We start from the raw sequence: 17,505 nt of genomic DNA, 5'->3' as shown, positions 1-17,505 counted from the left end.
GTGTTGGCTCGATCAATCGGCGAGGATGAATTGACGCTTCGTGCGCAATCCCGACTTCGGGTGCCAGCCGGCCCCGACGACTGAACAGCGCTCGCCTGCCGTTCTTCGCGAACAAGAGCTTGATGCGATCCCTATGAAAACCTCTGCCAAGGCGAACCGCATGCAACGATCGGCGGACAAACTCGAAAAGGCACCCGGGATGCTGGCCGAGCTGCCGCATTTCAACAATGCCAAGCGGTATGTTGGCGCGCTGCTGATCATCGGTGCGATCTTTGCATCGATCGGTTTGGGCTTGATTGGGATGGTCTACGCGCCGCCGGTCTACGCGCCGCCACATCTCTATCGATCTTTCTATCTCGTCATTCCGTCGGCATTCGCCTATGTGGGAGCGGCGCTTCTGGTCGCAGCTGCGGGATTTCTCTCGGCCGGTATCGTCGCCTCCATCCGTGCCCACTTGCTGGAGTCCGACCGCCAAGGGGGCGCGCAGGCGGAAACTTCCGTTTCGGCCGTACCGCACTGGGCCAGAGGCGAGCGATTGAGGCGTCGCCTTGCCGTTTCGCGCGCATTATTGAAGCCAAGCGCAGCCTCCCTGGCGAACTGGCCGGCGACGCTTGTCGTCTTGCTGTTCGGCGTCTTGGCGGCCGGCGGTGTCATCGTCGGCTGGCTTGCGCCGCCAATGCGCATGGCCGACCCGCTGCCTCGACAGGTGCTGAGCGGCGTGCTGCTCGTCGCGGCATTCCCGCTCCTGGTGCTGGAGCGCTCCTACGCGGCGATCCCGGCCGAGATGCTGCCGGAGGCGCGACAGCTCAATCGGTTGCTAAGGGTCCCGCTGACCACATGCCTTGGTCTTGGCATATCGTTGGTGCTGCTCTCGCTCGGATTCACATGGGCGATCTGGATCTACGTTGCACTGGGCCTGTTGATTGTCGTCGTCGCACTCGAATTGACACTGCGCGGCATGGCGATGTTTTTCATCCCGTTCGCGCCCATCGAACAATTGCGAACGGTTGCAGACAGCAGTGTGGCCGGACTGCTCCGCTTCTCCGTACCCAACTTCCACGCCTTCAACACCGCCGTGCGTCAGCAGTTCGGCATCGACCTGTCGCGTAGCTGGGCGCTCGCTTTCATCCAAAGGGCAATGCTGCCAGTGGCGGTCGGGATGGCCCTCATGGCCTGGGGGCTAACCGGAGTTACAGCGCTCAGCCTCAATCAACGCGCGGTCTACGAACGGTTGGGCGTCCCCGTCGCCGTGTTTGGGCCCGGACTGCACTTTCATCTTCCATGGCCGATGGGCGTGATGCGTGGGGTTGAGCTTGGCATCATCCACGACATTCCGATCGCAATATCTCCGGGCGACGCTTCGATCGATCTCCAGCAGCCAAGTGCCGGCGTCGGTCAGCAGCAGAATTTGGTGGGCGCCGAGGCCCCGGCGCCGCCCAGCGCCGACCGTCTGTGGAATGCATCGCATCCGTCCGAACAGAGCTACCTGATCGCGAGCGAAGCGAGCGGCCAGCAGAGCTTCCAGATCGCCGATGCGGATTTGCGAATAGTCTACCGGATCGGCGCATCAGAGGCCGCTGCGATCGACTCTGCCTATCGAGGCGCGGAGCCGAAAACTTTCATCCGCGCCGTAGCCGGCCGGCTCCTGGTGCAATATTTCGCTCGGTACACATTGCTCGACGTGCTCGGGCAAAACCGCGAAACTTTCGCCAATGAATTTCGCACCGCGTTGCAGGAACAATTGGATCAGATGTCGAGCGGCATCGAGGCCATTGCGGTGGTGGTCGAGGCGATCCACCCGCCTCCGGGGGCCGCCAACGCATACCACAACGTGCAGGCCGCCGAGATTCTCGCCACGTCGCAGGTTTCGAAAGAAAAGGCAAAAGCGATCCAAACCCTCAAGTCGGCCGAGACGAACGCAACGGCAGTTCACAACGGTGCGGTCGCGGCGGCCGCTCAGCTTGTTGGCGGGGCCAATAGCGAGAGCGTGCTGTTCGATGCCGATCGCGAGGCAGCGCAGCGCAACAGCGCGGCATTCCTTCTCGAGCGGTGGCTCGAACGCTTGGTCGTTGCCCTTACCGGCTCCGACATCATCGTCGTCGATCACCGCCTCAACGGCCAGAACGCGCCAACTGTCGATCTGCGTAGCCTTGATGCCGCAACCCGCGACGTCCTCCCGCCCTCGGGGAAAAATGACGTCGCGCCGCCCTCCGACAGAAATAACGAGCCGGAAGACGAGGACAACGAATTCACGACACCGAAGTCCACACCCAGACCAGGACCAAAGCCATGATATTCGGGCATCATCACCATCACCACGGTCATGGTCATGGTCATCACCATCATGATCACGACGACCATTCGGGGCATGGATCGGGACATGGGCAGGATCGTCGGCAGCAGGGACTGTTCGCGCGCTACGGACGATTCGCGGTCGCTTTCGTGATCGTCGCAGCTGCCGTCGCCAGCGCCTGCATCGTTCTGGTCAGTCCGGGCGATGCCGTCGTGGTGACCCGCTTCGGCGATCCGATCCACGTGCTGACCGCGCCCGGGGTCGCGTGGAAGATGCCTGCGCCGTTTGAAAGCACGATCAATGTGGATCTGCGGCTGCGGACCACTTCGAGCGGCCTGCAGGACGTCGGAACGCGCGACGGCCTGCGTATCCTGGTGCAGGCCTATGTGGCGTGGCAAGTGCCGGCCGAGCCCGACCACATCCGGCAATTCCTGCGCGCCGTTCGCAACCAGCCCGATGTGGCCGCGCAGCAATTGCGAAGCTTCGTCGGCTCGTCGCTGGAAATCGCAGCCGCGAGCTTCGATCTCGCCGATCTGATAAATACCGATCCCGCCAAGGTTCAACTGACCACATTGGAGAGCCGCCTGCGTGAGCGTCTCGATGAGCAGGCGCTGAAGGTCTACGGCGTGACCGTTCGGCAAGTCGGTATCGAACGCCTGACCCTGCCGGCCGAAACCCTGAATGCCACCATCGCGCGCATGCGGGCCGAGCGCGAAACCGTCGCGGCCGAACGGCAGGCTGAGGGCCGGCGCGCGGCTGCCGAAATCGCATCGAACGCCGATCGCGATGCGCGCGTTCTGCGCGCCAGGGCCAAGCAGGATGCATCCGAAGTCGAAGCCAAATCACGTCTCGAAGCGGCCGACATCTATGGTCGGGCCTACAGCAGTGCACCGGAGCTCTACAATTTGCTTCGATCCCTCGACACCCTGGACACGGTGGTGGGCGACAATACACGGCTGATTCTGCGCACCGATGCCGCGCCGTTCCGGGTTCTGGTCGATGGGCCACCAAGCGCGGCCGCGCCCGCGGCACAAACTACGCAAGGAAGCCGCCAATGACGGTATCCGATATACGCGAAGGTGGCGAACCCGAAGGAGCATGGGCTCAATCCGCCAAGATCGCATTCCGATTCCTATTCCTCGCCGTCTGCTTTGCGGCAGTCGTTTGGTCGTTGTCGGGCATTCGGCAGGTGCCGCCTGAAAGCCGGGCGATCGTCTACCAATTCGGAAAGGTCGAGCGTCAACAACCGGCCGGACTATTGTTCGCATGGCCGCGGCCGATCGAGCAGGTTGTCATCCTGCCATCAGCCGACCGGCAAATCGAATTCCGGATCGACAGCTTCGAGCCGGGCTCAAATCCCAAACACGTCTTCTACTACAACGCCCGAATGAATGGCGCCTTCCTGTTGAGCGGTGATGCCAGTGTGGTGCATCTGGGAGCTACGCTGTTCTATCAGATCGTGGATCCGGCCGCCTATATTTTGACCGGCGAGCACCTTGGGCCTGCCCTGCAGCGTTTGTTCGTCGCCAGTGCCGTCTCCGTCAGCGCAGCGCGCGATCTGGATACGATATTGGTCGCACGCCCCGAATTAACTACCGGTTCGAATTCCGCCGCGCGCGCCAGCCGTGAGCGGCTACGCGCAGACCTGATGAACGCGATCAATCACCGCCTCGGTGATCTCAGCGGCGTGGGCGCTGGTCTTGGCATCACGGTGAGCCGGGTCGATCTCGCGGCGTCGATTCCGGAGGGCGCCAAGGATGCCTTCGATAGGGTGCTGATCGCCTCGCAGGAAGCCGAGCGTGACATTGCCGAGGCTCGCACAGATGCGGCCGCCACGGCGCTCAGCGCCAATCAAGAGCACGATCGGCTTCTCACGGATGCCGACGCCAAGGCCACGGAGAAAACGACGCAGGCAAAGGTGCGCACGGCCGCCATCAACGCCCTTGCGCGGGGATCGCCTGGATTCTCTGGCATGACGCTCGCCAAGCGGATCTATATCGATCGCATTGGTCCCATATTGGCGAAGGCCGCGCGCGTCGATACGGTGGACCATAGCGGCGGACTTCATCTGATACTGCCTGGGACGACGCCGCAATGAGCGCAGAAACCATGACCGCCGACGACGCAACCACGCCGGGCGAAGGCCTGCTCAGCCGATCTGAACAGATTTCTCTTGGCGTGCGGCTTGTGCTTTCGCTTATTGCCGCCGGATGTCTGATCCTTTCGGCCGGACTGCTGTTCCTGGCGCCAAGCCAGGCCGAAGTCGCCGAGTTGGTTGCCGGTGTTGCGGCATTGCTGGTCGCCATCCCCGCGCTCTCGGCAGCCTGGGAGAGCCTGCGCTATCCGGATCTGCACGGCATAACCGACCAGCTCATTGCGCTGGCGTTGGTCGCGGCCTGGGCGGCGGGAGATCTGATGACGGCGGCATTGCTGCCCCTGGTCATGACTCTCGGACACATCCTGGAGGAACGATCACTGCTGGGCTCGCAAGAGGCGATCCGGGCGCTGAGCCGGTTGACGCAGGTCAAGACGCGCCGCGTGCTGCCGGGTGGGGAACTCGAAGAAGTGAACACGCCATCGTTGCAGGCCGGCGATCTGATCGATTTGCGCGCCGGCGACCTCGTCCCCGCCGACGGCGTCGTTCAAACCGGCAAGTCAAGCATGGATACGGCATCAATCACGGGAGAATCCGTTCCCGTCGAAGTGCAGCCCGGCAGCGAGGTGTTCAGTGGCTCGATCAATGTCGACGGCCATTTGCTGGTGAAGCTCACGCGGGTTGGCCAGGATTCGACCCTCGGCCGTGTGATAACCCTGCTACAGGAGGCCGAGAACGCCAAGCCTCCGATTACCCGGCTGCTCGAACGCTATGCCGGACGTTACATGGTGCTGGTGCTGCTGACAGCCGCCGGCACCTGGTTTCTGACCAGCAGTACGGTGGCAATGCTGGCGGTGCTGGTCGCAGCCTGTCCGTGCGCCCTGGTGCTCGCCGCGCCGGCGACGTCAATCGCCGCGATCGCTGTTGCAAGCCGTCACGGAATCCTGGTCAAGGGCGCGGGATTCCTGGAGAACCTCGCGACCGTCGATGCGGTCGTGTTCGACAAGACCGGGACCGTCACGCTGGGGCAATTGCAGGTCGTCGATGCGAGACCGGAGTCCGGCGTCAGCCGGGACGAACTCGCTACATTGGCCGGCAGTCTGGCGGGCGCCAGCAATCACCCGCTCAGTCGGGCGCTCGTTCGGTTTGCAACGAACGCAAAGCTCGAACTCGATGACGTCAAAGAAACGCATGGTCTCGGCGTGGTCGGACGGCTGGACCAGGAGACAGTCGCACTTGGTCGCGCCGAGTTGTTCGATGAACTCGGCATCGCCATTTCGTCTGAGCCGAACCACGACGGTCCGATCGCAGGTATCGCGCGCGGCGACAATTTTCTCGGCTGGATGCTCCTTGCGGATGAGCCTCGCCCGGAGGCGCCGGAGGCGATCGCAGACCTCCGCGAACTCGGTCTTCGGCGGCAGGTGCTGCTGACGGGAGATCGCATGTCGGTCGCCCGCCGCATTGCCGATGTTCTGGGCCTGCCAAACGTCCGTGCCGAGGCCCTTCCGGCCGAGAAGATGGCTTGCGTGCTCGAGGAGATTAGCGCCGGCTATCGTCCAATGGTGGTCGGCGACGGCATCAATGATTCGCTCGCGCTCAAGGTCGGCGCGGTCGGCGTCGCCATGGGCGCGCGCGGCAGCGACGTTGCCTTGGCCTCCGCCGATCTGGTGCTGATGACCAATGATCTGCGACGGCTCGGGACCTGCGTCCGTTTGAGCCGGCGCTGTCGCCGTACCATCTATGTCAATGTCGCCGTCGGGCTTGGCTGGACGGTCGTGATCGTCGCAGCTGCGGCGACAGGGGTCATGGGCGCCAGTGGGGCGATCATTGCGGCGCTGCTCCACAATTTCAGCACTTTGGTGGTGATGGCCAATGCTGGCCGACTGTTGAAGTTTCAGGAGCCCGTGGCGTAGCCGTCGCCTAAATTGTCCCGCACTACTCCAGCTTGGAGAGGAGCTGGTCGAGACTATTGGCGAAGCTGTTGATGTCAAAATTCAAGGGATCGTCGTGGCCGTTGGGAATCTCGGCGTCGATGGCGGCATGGAACGCAGGCACGAGCCACTCCCCTCTGCGGACGCTGGCGATGGTGTAGAGCAAAGCCAGCCGGTCGTATTGTGCCGTGGTGAAAGCCGGATCGGGAGTTCGCGCATCATTCCGCACGCCATGTCCCGGGGAAGTACGTCGCGGCTGCACCATCTCGGTATGCAGGAACAGACCCTGCAAGGCGCCGCCAAACTCGGCCGCTTGCTCGAACTTGGTTTCGCGCCAGGGAATCGAATAATCGTGCGCCAGCAGCATTTCGCCGCTGCGATTGATGAATACATGGGCGCGTCCCCAGCCATCCGAGCAGGCATAATAGGCGAGATTTTCGTATAGTCGACCGGTATCGATGTTGTCAGGAAATGCGCGGCGGCCATAGTTCGGCCCGCTGGTATCGTGGATCACGAAGTACCGCGCCATGGGCGCATCGGGATTGTTATTGCGGGCCCGCGATAACGACTCCCACAGATGGGCACCAAACTCCGCCTCCAGGTCCCGCCTGGAGAGATACGCGGCCAGCACCTCGCGTGAGAGCAAGTCCGTGATTTTGCCGATCCGTCGTGCGAGTCCAGGCGGCAGACTATCGAGCGGCGGTCCCAAATTCCTGCTGGCATCCATGCCGCGCAAGAGACACCTGGCTTGCTGCAGCGGTGTGCCGGCATAGCTCAAAGTCTCCAGGTCGAAATCGCAAACGCCCATACTCTTGATGAAATAAGGTGCGCGAAAGTGGCGCGGTTTGCATTCCGTGGCAAACACCGCCTCCGCAAAACTGACCGACAATGCGGCGCAAATTCCCGCTACGATCAGGCTGCAGTTTGGTTTGACACGATCGCGCAAGCGTTACTTCTCAAACATAGATTCAGATCCCCTGGGCCAGCGACTTGCTGCGAGCTTCTTCAGAAGCCCTTTGCGCCTCCCAAGCGGCTTGAGCTTCCCTCGATACGTCGTAGAGCCGCGGCCTTTTTCGTGGGCGCCGCAGTTGACGGCGGCGCGTCGGCGACTGCCGGTTTCTCCTCGGCTCGCGCAGGTGGCAGGCGCCATTGTTCGGGAGTTGTTTCGCTTTTTGCGCTCGTCGCATTGGCCGCGACGACCTGCACCACCTTATATCCCCTCGTCTTCAACTCGCTCAAAAGGTGCGGAAGTGCCCCAACAGTGCGTTCATGAATATCGTGAAGAAGGAGAATGCCCCGGCTCTTCGCTTCCAATCTCGAAATCGCCCGTTTCACGATTTCGGCGCTGCTTATTCTCAACCAGTCGTCGGCCGGAACGTCCGCGCTCCACGTCATGAGACCACGGGAGGCGATCGCGGCCTCCGTGCGCTCAGAGGTCAACAAGCCCGGCACCCGGAAAAAGGGAGCGAGTTTCTCCGGACTTCCGAGCGCAGTCCCGACTGCAGCGATCCCCCCGTCGATTTCCTGGCCTGCCTGGCCTTCCGTCATTCTTCCGAATGTGAACGGGTGACTTAAGCTATGCGTCCCAATGGTATGGCCTTCGGCCTCAACCTTTCGAGCTTCGTCCGGAAAGGTCGCCGCCATCCGGCCAACCATGAAAAACGTCGCTTTGACGCATCCCGAAGCGAGTATCTCAAGGACACGGTCCGTGTATCGCGGCGACGGCCCGTCATCAAAGGTGATGACGACCTCGTGGTCGGCGAGAGGCAGCGTTTCCGGATATTGCATGGTGCCAATCCGCGGATGGTCCTTCGGATCGACGGCGATGACGCGACTGGTGCCGAGCGCATCGGGCTTGCCATTGCACTCCGTCGCCGAACAAGATGTACTTACGCCAAGGCTCGCGAGGACCAGACCGACAAGAAACCTGCGCCCAACAGGTTGAACGGGCTTCTGCTTCGCTGCACTTCGGAAGATACGGATGGGAGAGACAATGCTCATTGATCGCGCTCCCCTCATACCGGCTCTCTCGGAGCCTGGACCTGCGCATTGGGAGATCGGTGGGGCGCCCAGCCGCGGCTGACGAAATAGGCAAGCGCGCTTAGCAATGCGATGCAGAAGCTGACGGGCCAATCGGTATAATAGGCGATGGCGATCCCGACCCAAGCCTCGGCCAAAGCAAAACCGATCGACAGCGCAATTCCGCTCCAAAGCCCGCCGACGAGCAGTTGCGCGGTTGCCGGCGGACCCACCATAAGGCTGAATACCAGGAGAATGCCGACGATCTGGGCACTCTCCGACACCGCCAGTGCGACGATTGCCAGGAAGGCTGTGGAAACAAAGCGCAGCGGCACACCCTTGGCTTCGGCGAGTTCCGGCTGCAGGCTGGCAAAAATGAGGGGCCGCATGATCGCGGAGAGAGCAGCCACCGTGATCAGGGCCAGCCCGGCAAGGACCGCGATCGTCGGACGGTCAACTGCAAGCACATTGCCAAACAGCAGCGAAGTGGCTTGGGCCGCGAAGGACGTATAGTAGTGCAGGAACAAAAGCCCAAGGCCGAGCGACAGCGCTAACACTACACCAATGGCTACATCGCGGTCGCTAACGCGTTCGCCCATCATTCCCATACCGACACCGGCGGCGACCGTGAGGCCGACAAGCCCCCAGACCGGTGGCACGCCGATCAGGATTGCGCCGGTGGCGCCCGCGAACCCGATATGCCCAAGTGCGTGTCCGGCAAAGGTTTGCCCACGCAGCACGAGGAAATAGCCCACCAAACCCGATACCACAGCTGCAACTCCGGAAGCAGCGAAAGCGTTTCTCATGAAATCGTATTCAAGCATGGCGTGCACGATCATGAGCAGGATGATCATGCATATCGCCGGAGCGCTCGAGGTCGCGGCCTCGCGACAGGACGAAGATGTGTCCATCGGCGTGCACAACGTCGATATCCGCGCCATACAGCTTCGATAACACCGGTGCCGTCACCACCTCCGACACGGTCCCTAGCGCAGCGTGGCCGTTACCGAGATAGAGCACGCGGTCGAGCGCGCCGATCAGCTGATTGAGCTCGTGCGCGCTGAATAACACCGTAATGTTGCGGTTGTGGACGAAGCGGCCAACCAGCTCGATGATCGACTCCTGATGGCGCTGATCAAGGCTGATCAGGGGTTCATCGAGCAGCAGCAGTCTCGGTTCGCCGAGCAGCGCTTGAGCCAGCAGCAGACGCTGACGCTCGCCGCCCGACATGTCCGAGAGCGCACGATCGGCGAGGTCGCGCGCGCCCACCGCCGTGAGCGTCTCGTCAATCGTCCTGCGGTCCGCGCGCCCAAGTGTCGGCAGACCCCACCGATCGCCGCGGATCGAGCTTGCGACGAAATCGAAGCCACGCACGCGCAAACCCGGCATGACCGTGCGCACCTGTGGAACGTACCCGATATCCGCATCGCCGCGCTGCGGGGTACGGCCGAACACGCGGATAGTTCCCGTGCTTGGCCGCAACAGGCCAAGGATGGCGCGCATCAGCGTGGTTTTGCCGGCCCCATTGGGGCCTAGGACGCCGATGAATTCGCCAGGCTCGATCGCGAAGCTGGCGTTCTCCAGGACGACCTGACCGCCAATTTCAATTGTTACGCGATCGAACTCGATGACGTTCATCAGCGGTTTCCGGCCAGCGCCTTCTCGGTCGCTTCAAGCTGTGTAAGCATCCAATCCTGGTATGAAAGCCCGGCCGGGGCAGTCTCCGTCACCCCCACGACTGGAACGTCGGATTGATGCGCAAGACCGACCAGACGCTGCACCATGTTGTCCGAAACCTGCTTGTTATAGAACAGGACGCGTACCTTGTGCATTTTCAGATCCTGTTCGAACGCGGCGATGTCGCTGGCGCTCGGCTGGGTATCATTCATGACCGCGAGCTGAAATTTTTGGTCGAGCATCGTCAGACCTAGCGAGGCCGCCATGTAGCCGAAGACCGGTTCTGTGGCCGTGACGGGGAGCCCGCCATATCTGCTGCGAATGGAAGTGATTTTGTCGTCGAGAGGCTGGAGCGAGGCAAGGAAGGATTTCAGCCGCGCCTCGTAATTGTCCGCCTGGGCGGGGTCAGCAGCTTTCAACGCTTGGGCGACCGCTTTTGCGACCGCAGGCATTGTGGCAGGGTCGTACCACAGATGCGGGTTGTCCCCGGCGTTCTTGTGCAAGAGGTCGGAGACCCTGATCAGAACGCGCCCGGGTTTCGGCGTAACCTTGAGCAGCCCTTCCATCCATGAATCGTAGTTGGCGCCATTCTGGATGACGACCTGCGCAGCGGCGACATCGCGAACGATGGAAGGGGAGGTCTCGAACAGATGCGGGTCCTGATCCCGGTTCTTCAGTATACTGGTGACCGAGACCGAATCATCCCCGATCTGCTGCGCGACGTCACCGTAAAAGTTCTCAGCCGCGGCAATTGCGATCTTGCCTTCGGCGGCGCATGCGTTCGTGAGAGCGCCAAGCATGATGAGGGCCGCCATCATGCTGATGTTCATCTTGTTCGTGACTAGTCGGGCTGCGCCGAGACACCTCATGGCTCACCCGGTGGTTTGGGTACGAGGGCCCGCTCGAATGCTGCTTGTAGTTCCTGGAGACTGACATCTGGAATTGGCTTATGCACGCGAGCGATGGTTGGCTTTTCTCCCTCTCTCAGAATCGCAACGACAGTTTCGACATCGTGACACCCTGCCTCACGACAGGAAAGTTCCGACACCGAGATCGTAACACCATCCGACAAGCCGAGCAGCTTCTGCGTCTGCAGCTTGAGGTGCTGAACTGCCTCAGGATAGCCGGTTCTCTGGATACGTCGGCCCAAGGCAAAAGCAGTTTTTGACACGATCAACCTCTGGGAATTTGTGTTGTCCGGGTCTTGCACAGGATGGCAAGAGACCCAGTCTCCTGCCATGCTGCGAATTTCATCAATGACCTGGACTCTGGCAGCGGCTAAAGCCCTCCTTGAGAATATCCTCGGGCAAGTCGCGCCCGATGAAGACCAGACGGCTTGTCCTCTGCTCGTCGGGCTTCCAGGGACGCTGATGGTCTCCTTCGAGCAACATGTGAACGCCCTGAATGACGAAGCGATCGGGGTCGTCCTGGAACTGAATGATTCCCTTCAGCCGCAGAATATCAGTCCCGAACTGACGAACGGTCTCCTGCATCCAGGGAAGAAATTTCGCGGGAATGAGAGGCGTCTGAGACGTTAATGACAGGCTTTTGACGTGGGCGTCGTGCTCATGGTCGTGGGCCTCTGTGAGAAAGCCCGGCTCGAACTCAAGAACCCTGTTGAGATCGAACGCGTTTCGATCCAGGACTTTCTCTAGGTCGAGCGCGCAGCGCTCCGTACGATGGATGACGGTATAAGGATTGATTGAACGAATTTTTGCCTCGACAAGCTTGAGGTCCGCTTCCGAAACCAGATCCGTCTTGTTGAGCAAGACAACGTCGGCGAATGCGATCTGCTCCTGCGCTTCGTGCGCCTGGTCGATCTCTGCGAGGAGATGCTTTGCGTCGATGACCGTGACGATCGCGTCAAGCTTCGTGTTGCGGCGAACGTCGTCATCGACAAGGAAGGTTTGTGCCACCGGCGCCGGATCGGCAAGCCCGGTGGTCTCCACGATGATTCCGTCGAACTTGCCACGCCGCTTCATCAGCCCTTCGAGAATCCTGATGAGGTCACCTCTCACGGTGCAGCAGATGCACCCGTTGTTCATCTCGAATATTTCTTCGTCCGCGTTGACGATCAGATCGTTGTCGATTCCGACCTCGCCGAACTCGTTCACAATCACCGCATAGCGCTTGCCATGGGTCTCGGTCAGGATCCGGTTCAGCAAAGTCGTCTTCCCCGCGCCCAGGTACCCGGTGAGGACGGTGACCGGCGTTTGTGAAATCGTGTCGTTCATGCTTAGTCCTTTTCAGCCTTTGGGGTTCGGTACGTCGTGGATCACGGCAGAGGGTTCGAACGGGGCGGTGGCGCGCCCGTGGAAGATGAGCAAGATTCCGGCGACCAGCGCCACGCCGAGAAGGCTCAAGCCAGCGGCAGTCAACACCAGTTCCGCTTTTGCGCGCGTCGAGAGGCCTGTTATCGTCGTGAACAGGTTCTTGACCGTCGCTTCATCGATGCCGTGGGTGATGACGACCATGCGCGTGCGACGATCGTCCGACGGCCAGGCCGGCAGCCGATATTGATGAATTGCATGCTGAACGCCGTGCACGACGAGCGGCCGATCCGGATCGTCCTCGAGTCCAACAAGGCCCTTGAGACGGAGCAGTTGCGAGCCCGCCACGGCATTGAGCAGCTTAACGAACGTTGCGAGGTTTCGTGCCGATACGGGGCGGTCTTCCAGCAACGCCAGAGTCTGGATGCCGGCCGCCGCATGGCGGCTTGCGCCTGCGCCATTGTCGTGAGCTTGCCCTTGCTCGGCCAACGCCTGCTCGAGAGCCAGCCATCCTTCAACATCGGCCCCCTGCTCGGAGGGAACGTAGCCGCGCGGCGCAAACGCAGTGGCGAATTCGAATTCAGCCCCGTGACGGTCCACGATGGGAGCCGCCGCATTGATCTTGCGGATCTGTTGCACCAGTTCAGAAATAGGGCGACGTTCTGCGGGCTCTGGGCCAACGTCCGTCTTGGTGAGCACGATGAAATCCGCAAACGCCACCTGCTTCATGCATTCGAAGTGCCGTTCCATCGACTCTTCGATCGTCGTTACATCGATTGCGCAGACGACGCCGGACAGTCGGAAGCATCTTGCGACAACATGATCCCGAAACCCCGCTGCCGGAAGACCGCCCGGTGTGACCTGATTGATGATCGGGGCCGGATCGGCCAGCCCGGTCGTCTCGACGATCACGCGCTTGAACGGCGGGACAGCCTTGCTTTCCACAGCATCGTAAAGTTCGAACAGGGAAGTCCTGATGTCGCTCGCGACCGTGCAGCAGAGGCAGCCCGTTGTCGTCACCATCATCTCGCGCTTGTTGACCCGAACAAGATCGTGATCGATGGAAATGTCGCCAAACTCGTTGATGATGACGGCGGTGTCCGCAAAGGACTCGCTTTCGAGGAGCTCGTTGAGCAGCGTGGATTTCCCCGCGCCCAGGAAGCCCGTGAGGATCGTTACCGGAATCGGCTGGTCCAGCTTCATTGACACGCAATCGAATTGCCCCGAGTAGGTAATGTTATAACGTTACATACAGGTGCGCAACAGCCCCCGGAAGCTCATCACGATGGATTGTGGTCGCCGCCTCACAGCGCGCGGGAAAGAGGGCCAAATCCAAATCGGGTCAACGAAATTCCAGCCTCAGCCGCCGCCACGCGATCACGACTCCGGTGATGCTGAACGCGACTCCAAACGTGCACAGGACGACAACCATCGCCGTGCGTAAGCTTGGGCGTGCCATCAAGGTGGGGAGATCGAATGTGTGCAGCGCGCGGTACAGCCAGCGATAGGTTCGACGCTGGGCGTCAAGCTTTTCCAGGTTGGCGCCGCTCGCGCCGTCGATCTGGTACCATACGTCCCCGCAAATGGATCGATACACGGGAGCTGGCGCAACTTCAGATGCAATGAAGTAGTCGTCATCTCGCTCGACAGCACTGGTGCTCGAGCAGCCGCCAACTACCTGGGAAATGGCGGCATTGACCTCATCGGCCTGCAAGAATGAGGAAGAAGGACCAGCAGATGCTGGAGCCGCCACCGAGAGCTGCTGCGCATCGACGCCCGTTCGAATGCGTCGATAGATGCGATCGCCGAAAGCGAACCACTCGATCTCGCGGGCGGCCGGTGACACGGACTCGGGCACTGACGTCAGTTCGCCCCACGACGGCATCCCCGCGATCCGATCTGCTTCCGATCTGGTGAGCGCGCCGGTGGAGAAGAGACGGCCATGGTCCATCGATAGCCAGCCGCTGACGATCCAGGTCATCACGAAGACCGCACACGCCAAACCAAGCCAATGGTGCCAAGCATGCCACTTTCGGTAGGGAGACACGATCCGGTCGCGCACCCGCTTGAGGCGCAGAAGGCCTACGATCAGGCCCGACAGCGCGGCGATGACCGCAGCAAGCGACAGCCACCACACCGTGACGTTCCAGGCCATCCAGTCCTTGCGCAGCGCAGTCGGATATATCCAGTGCACAACGCTTCCAAGGTAGTTCCAGACGCGTTCGCCGTGCGTCGTATCTCTCACGACCTCGCCGGTGCGTGACGAGACGTACAGTTCCGTTCCCGCAGGATCGTTCAGAGCAATACGATAGAGCGGTCGGTGCCCGTCGAGCCCGTTCGGGACCGTCCATTGATCATAGTCCGCGAGTTCTGCCAAAGCGGCGGCAGAGGTGTTCAGTCCACGCAGGCGTGCATGTTCGGACGCGATTGCGAGTGCCACCTGCCCGGAGCCGATGTCGGCCGCGCTCAAATCGTCCGCATGCAGGGCTTTCATTCCGGACGCCGCCGACACCAGGTAGACCGGACCGTCGCTGCGCTGCCAGAGACGCACGCACCTGACGTATTTGAGCGTGCTCGCCGCGACAGCTTCGCCGGGACTGTGCTTCACCCCGGAAACGTCGATGACAGGCAATCCTGCGAAGCGCTCCGCTTCGGTCAACTCCGGAAACGGCACGAAGTGCATCACGATGCCGGATGCAAACCACATCGCGAACAGCAGACAGAGCGGGATGCTCAGCCAACGATGGACAAGGACCAAGACGCGCAACGGGCGAACGCCGACCATCAGAACTTGAAGGAGGTTTCGATTTCGTAGGTGCGCGCCGCGCCGAGGAAGATCTGATCCGGATAGAACGGATCGCTCCATGCCGCATATTTCTTGTCGGTGAGGTTTCGGACCCGGAACGTCACCCGGGTGTTGTCAAAGGTCGGGAAGGTCTTCGACTTCGGAATGTCGACAAACGCGAAGGCATCCGCGGTAGTATAGGCGAGCATCGTCACGGTATTGGCATCGGTGGTGTAGCGGTCGCCGACATGCCGGACCGATGCGCCGACCTCGACGGGCAGCCAGCCCGGATTGAGGAAGCGATAGGACGCCCCGCCGTTCACGATGAGCGCGGGGATGTTCGGTGGCGCATTGCCGGAAAACGAGCCGCCGGTGAAATCGTAGTCGGCGTAGCGCGCGTGGACGTAGGCGACATTGCCCCAGAGCTTGAGCTCGGGGATCGGACGGACTGCTGCTGCGAATTCGACACCCTGCGACTTCACTTTTCCCGCGAGATTCAGGGTCTGGCCGGCCTGTGCGGAGTATACGTTGTCGCGCTCGATGTCGAACGCCGAGAAGGTCCACTCTGCGCGCCCGTTCCACAGCAGATTTTTGACGCCGGTCTCATAGCTGCGAGCCGTCGTCAGGGTCAGCCGCTGGGTGGGGCTCAGCAGGAAAATACTGTCGGCGGACAAGTCGCTCGCCGTTGCGTATTGGCTGTAGAACGTCATTCCTGGAAGCGCTTCCCAGGTATAGCCGATGCGCCCCGTCACAGGTTGCCAGCTTGCCGAATAGGGAAATCCGGCGTTGCTCGCGCCGAACTTGTCAGTCGAGGTGCGATCGAGTTCAAATGGATTGTAACGCAGGCCACCGATCAGGGCGAACGTCGGCGTGATCTTTAGCCGATCCTCGAGATTGATGGCCACACTGTCGATCGTGGCGGTCTGTCGCTTCGTCGTCAGCAGGCCATAATATCCCCGATCGGGATCGACCAACGCGACGTGGTCGCTCGGGAAGTTTGCCGCCCCGGGCCGGGTGAAGTCCAGGTGATAGGCCTCAACGCCTGTTACCAGGCGGTTTTCCATGCCGAAGAAGCGGGAGTTCCAGGTCACATCGGTGCTGTTGCCAACCGTGTTCTGGTTGTGATGCACGAAGAAGCGCTCGCGGTCGATCGGATTGTTAACCCGTGTGGTGTCGGTGTTGAAGGCGCTCACCTCGTTGTTGTACCAGTCGCGGCTGGCATTGTACTCGTAGGTCTGGCTTCGCAGCGTGACGTCGTTCGTCAAATTCCATTCAAAGCCGCCGCGCGCCCATGTCTCCTTGATGGTCTTGTGGTTGTCGAGCACGTTGTAGTTCGTGGTGAGGGTCCGGCTGTCGATGGTCACTGCTCCGAGATTGCTGGGGTTATAGTCCGACACTTTGGTGCCGGACACGATCCCGTTCGTCGCGTACGGACCGCTGAATGCGACCGGGACCAGCGGCGTCCCCTCGTAGGGATGGGCTTGATAGTCCTTGTATTCGACCGCACCAAACACCTTGAATGATTCCGACAGGCGGTAGTCGAGCTGGCCGGAGACGTGCAGATTCCTGGCGTCGGTGTCGTTGATGAAGCCATTGACGTCCGACCGGCTGATGTCGAAGCGATAATCCAGGCCCTTGATGTTGGTGCTGCCGCCGGACCCGTAGCCGGTACGGTAGCTGCCAAAGGAGTCGAAGCCAACAAATGCTTCGTTCTGGATGGGCCCCGTGTGCGGCGCCTTGGTGACATAGTTGATGGCGCCGCCGACCGCGCCCTGCCCTGACATCAGCGACGATGGACCCTTCAGGAATTCGACGCGATCGAGATTGAACGTCTCCATGGTCAGGGCGGTGAAGCCGGTGGGACCTATGTTGATGCCATTGTAGGTGACGTTGACCTGGTTGCCCTGGAAACCACGCATGGAGAACGACACGTCGTTCGGCGCGTCGCCAGCGGTTACGCCGGTTGCACCTTTCACCGCGTCGATCGTGGTGTGGTAGCCCTGCTCGCGTATCGTGTCCGCCCCGACCACTTCGACGCTTGCCGGGATTTCCCGCGAAGTCAGTCCCAGCCGGCTCGCGCTCGGCGTCACCACATTGGTGTTGAGCGGCGTTGCCGGCCCCTGCTGGGGACCTTGCGACTGCGGTGATGTCTCAACGGTGGTTGAGGGTCGCGGAGTTCTGCTTGCCCGGGCGATGCGGCTACTCTGCGAATTCGATGGGCGGGTGGTTCTGGCAGTTGTTCGTTTTTGCGGCGCATCGACGGTCACGGGTGGCAGCGAGTTCGCCGCCGGTCTGGCGGACGACGAGGGCGTCTGAGCTTGCGCTTGAGCGACGAAAAGGGGGACACCTGCCCCGGCCATCAAGAGACCCGATACAGACACTGAACAGAAAAGATAACGCATACTTGCCCCCAACCCGCCGGCCGCCTAGTACGC

14 protein-coding genes are annotated in these 17,505 nt (G+C 61.3%); 4 read left to right on the top strand and 10 right to left on the bottom strand.

Going from position 1 to position 17,505, the window contains the following annotated elements; genetic code table 11:
* The first annotated feature begins 40 nt into the window (after positions 1-40).
* Genes H1B27_RS41025 through H1B27_RS20095 form a run of 4 tightly spaced genes read left to right on the top strand, consistent with a single transcriptional unit; the run spans position 41 to position 6,301 of the window.
* A complete protein-coding gene (locus tag H1B27_RS41025) occupies positions 41-2,293 on the top strand; it encodes an SPFH domain-containing protein (RefSeq protein WP_197967252.1) in 2,253 nt (750 codons plus the stop codon).
* Positions 2,290-3,351 (top strand): protease modulator HflC, encoded by a 1,062-nt coding sequence (gene hflC, locus H1B27_RS20105; protein ID WP_197967251.1) that lies wholly within the window; start codon positions 2,290-2,292, stop codon positions 3,349-3,351. The genes H1B27_RS41025 and hflC overlap by 4 nt, the downstream gene beginning before the upstream one ends.
* Positions 3,348-4,391, top strand: a complete 1,044-nt coding sequence (locus tag H1B27_RS20100) for an SPFH domain-containing protein (RefSeq protein WP_197967250.1) — start codon at positions 3,348-3,350, stop codon at positions 4,389-4,391. The genes hflC and H1B27_RS20100 overlap by 4 nt, the downstream gene beginning before the upstream one ends.
* The gene (locus tag H1B27_RS20095; RefSeq protein WP_197967249.1) at positions 4,388-6,301 is read left to right on the top strand and encodes a heavy metal translocating P-type ATPase; all 1,914 of its coding nucleotides are present in this window, start codon (positions 4,388-4,390) and stop codon (positions 6,299-6,301) included. Before H1B27_RS20100 ends, H1B27_RS20095 begins: the two co-directional genes overlap by 4 nt.
* A 22-nt stretch (positions 6,302-6,323) precedes the next feature.
* Here the strand turns inward: H1B27_RS20095 and H1B27_RS20090 are convergent, their stop codons facing one another.
* From H1B27_RS20090 to H1B27_RS20045, 10 genes are all read right to left on the bottom strand, one after another.
* Positions 6,324-7,265, bottom strand: a complete 942-nt coding sequence (locus tag H1B27_RS20090) for a hypothetical protein (protein WP_197967248.1) — start codon at positions 7,263-7,265, stop codon at positions 6,324-6,326.
* Between the two features lie 59 nt (positions 7,266-7,324).
* Positions 7,325-8,320, bottom strand: a complete 996-nt coding sequence (locus H1B27_RS20085) for a polysaccharide deacetylase family protein (RefSeq protein WP_197967247.1) — start codon at positions 8,318-8,320, stop codon at positions 7,325-7,327.
* 14 nt (positions 8,321-8,334) lie between these two features.
* Positions 8,335-9,192, bottom strand: coding sequence for a metal ABC transporter permease (locus tag H1B27_RS20080; protein ID WP_197967246.1), 858 nt, complete (start codon positions 9,190-9,192; stop codon positions 8,335-8,337).
* On the bottom strand, positions 9,155-9,976 hold the full coding sequence (locus tag H1B27_RS20075) for a metal ABC transporter ATP-binding protein (RefSeq protein ID WP_197967245.1): 822 nt from the start codon (positions 9,974-9,976) through the stop codon (positions 9,155-9,157). The genes H1B27_RS20080 and H1B27_RS20075 overlap by 38 nt, the downstream gene beginning before the upstream one ends.
* Entirely contained in the window at positions 9,976-10,845 is an 870-nt protein-coding gene (locus H1B27_RS20070; RefSeq protein WP_197967244.1) for a metal ABC transporter solute-binding protein, Zn/Mn family, read from the bottom strand. The genes H1B27_RS20075 and H1B27_RS20070 overlap by 1 nt, the downstream gene beginning before the upstream one ends.
* Before the next feature lie 35 nt (positions 10,846-10,880).
* Positions 10,881-11,186 (bottom strand): nitrate reductase, encoded by a 306-nt coding sequence (locus H1B27_RS20065; RefSeq protein WP_197967243.1) that lies wholly within the window; start codon positions 11,184-11,186, stop codon positions 10,881-10,883.
* A gap of 82 nt (positions 11,187-11,268) precedes the next feature.
* Positions 11,269-12,249 (bottom strand): CobW family GTP-binding protein, encoded by a 981-nt coding sequence (locus H1B27_RS20060; RefSeq protein WP_197967242.1) that lies wholly within the window; start codon positions 12,247-12,249, stop codon positions 11,269-11,271.
* 12 nt (positions 12,250-12,261) lie between these two features.
* Entirely contained in the window at positions 12,262-13,488 is a 1,227-nt protein-coding gene (locus H1B27_RS20055) for a CobW family GTP-binding protein (RefSeq protein ID WP_197967241.1), read from the bottom strand.
* Positions 13,489-13,627: 139 nt separating this feature from the next.
* Complete coding sequence (locus tag H1B27_RS20050) at positions 13,628-15,070, bottom strand: PepSY domain-containing protein (protein WP_197967240.1); 1,443 nt, start codon at positions 15,068-15,070, stop codon at positions 13,628-13,630.
* Entirely contained in the window at positions 15,070-17,430 is a 2,361-nt protein-coding gene (locus H1B27_RS20045) for a TonB-dependent receptor (RefSeq protein ID WP_246515545.1), read from the bottom strand. Before H1B27_RS20045 ends, H1B27_RS20050 begins: the two co-directional genes overlap by 1 nt.
* Positions 17,431-17,505: the final 75 nt, after the last annotated feature.

Source organism: Bradyrhizobium diversitatis (assembly GCF_016031635.1).
In the GTDB taxonomy this organism is placed as follows: domain Bacteria; phylum Pseudomonadota; class Alphaproteobacteria; order Rhizobiales; family Xanthobacteraceae; genus Bradyrhizobium; species Bradyrhizobium diversitatis.
Note: the sequence above shows the minus strand (reverse complement) of the source record. Positions and strands in the feature narration are given on the sequence as shown.

Bases quoted from the DNA above. Each gene is read 5' to 3' on its own strand.
- H1B27_RS20095 (WP_197967249.1), top strand. From the start codon at position 4,388: ATGAGCGCAGAAACCATGACCGCCGACGACGCAACCACGCCGGGCGAA.
- H1B27_RS20045 (WP_246515545.1), bottom strand. From the start codon at position 17,430: ATGGCCGGGGCAGGTGTCCCCCTTTTCGTCGCTCAAGCGCAAGCTCAG.
- H1B27_RS20070 (WP_197967244.1), bottom strand. From the start codon at position 10,845: ATGAACATCAGCATGATGGCGGCCCTCATCATGCTTGGCGCTCTCACG.
- H1B27_RS20060 (WP_197967242.1), bottom strand. From the start codon at position 12,249: ATGAACGACACGATTTCACAAACGCCGGTCACCGTCCTCACCGGGTAC.
- H1B27_RS20050 (WP_197967240.1), bottom strand. From the start codon at position 15,070: ATGGTCGGCGTTCGCCCGTTGCGCGTCTTGGTCCTTGTCCATCGTTGG.
- H1B27_RS20075 (WP_197967245.1), bottom strand. From the start codon at position 9,976: ATGAACGTCATCGAGTTCGATCGCGTAACAATTGAAATTGGCGGTCAG.
- H1B27_RS20085 (WP_197967247.1), bottom strand. From the start codon at position 8,320: ATGAGCATTGTCTCTCCCATCCGTATCTTCCGAAGTGCAGCGAAGCAG.
- H1B27_RS20055 (WP_197967241.1), bottom strand. From the start codon at position 13,488: ATGAAGCTGGACCAGCCGATTCCGGTAACGATCCTCACGGGCTTCCTG.
- H1B27_RS20080 (WP_197967246.1), bottom strand. From the start codon at position 9,192: ATGATCATCCTGCTCATGATCGTGCACGCCATGCTTGAATACGATTTC.
- H1B27_RS20100 (WP_197967250.1), top strand. From the start codon at position 3,348: ATGACGGTATCCGATATACGCGAAGGTGGCGAACCCGAAGGAGCATGG.
- hflC (WP_197967251.1), top strand. From the start codon at position 2,290: ATGATATTCGGGCATCATCACCATCACCACGGTCATGGTCATGGTCAT.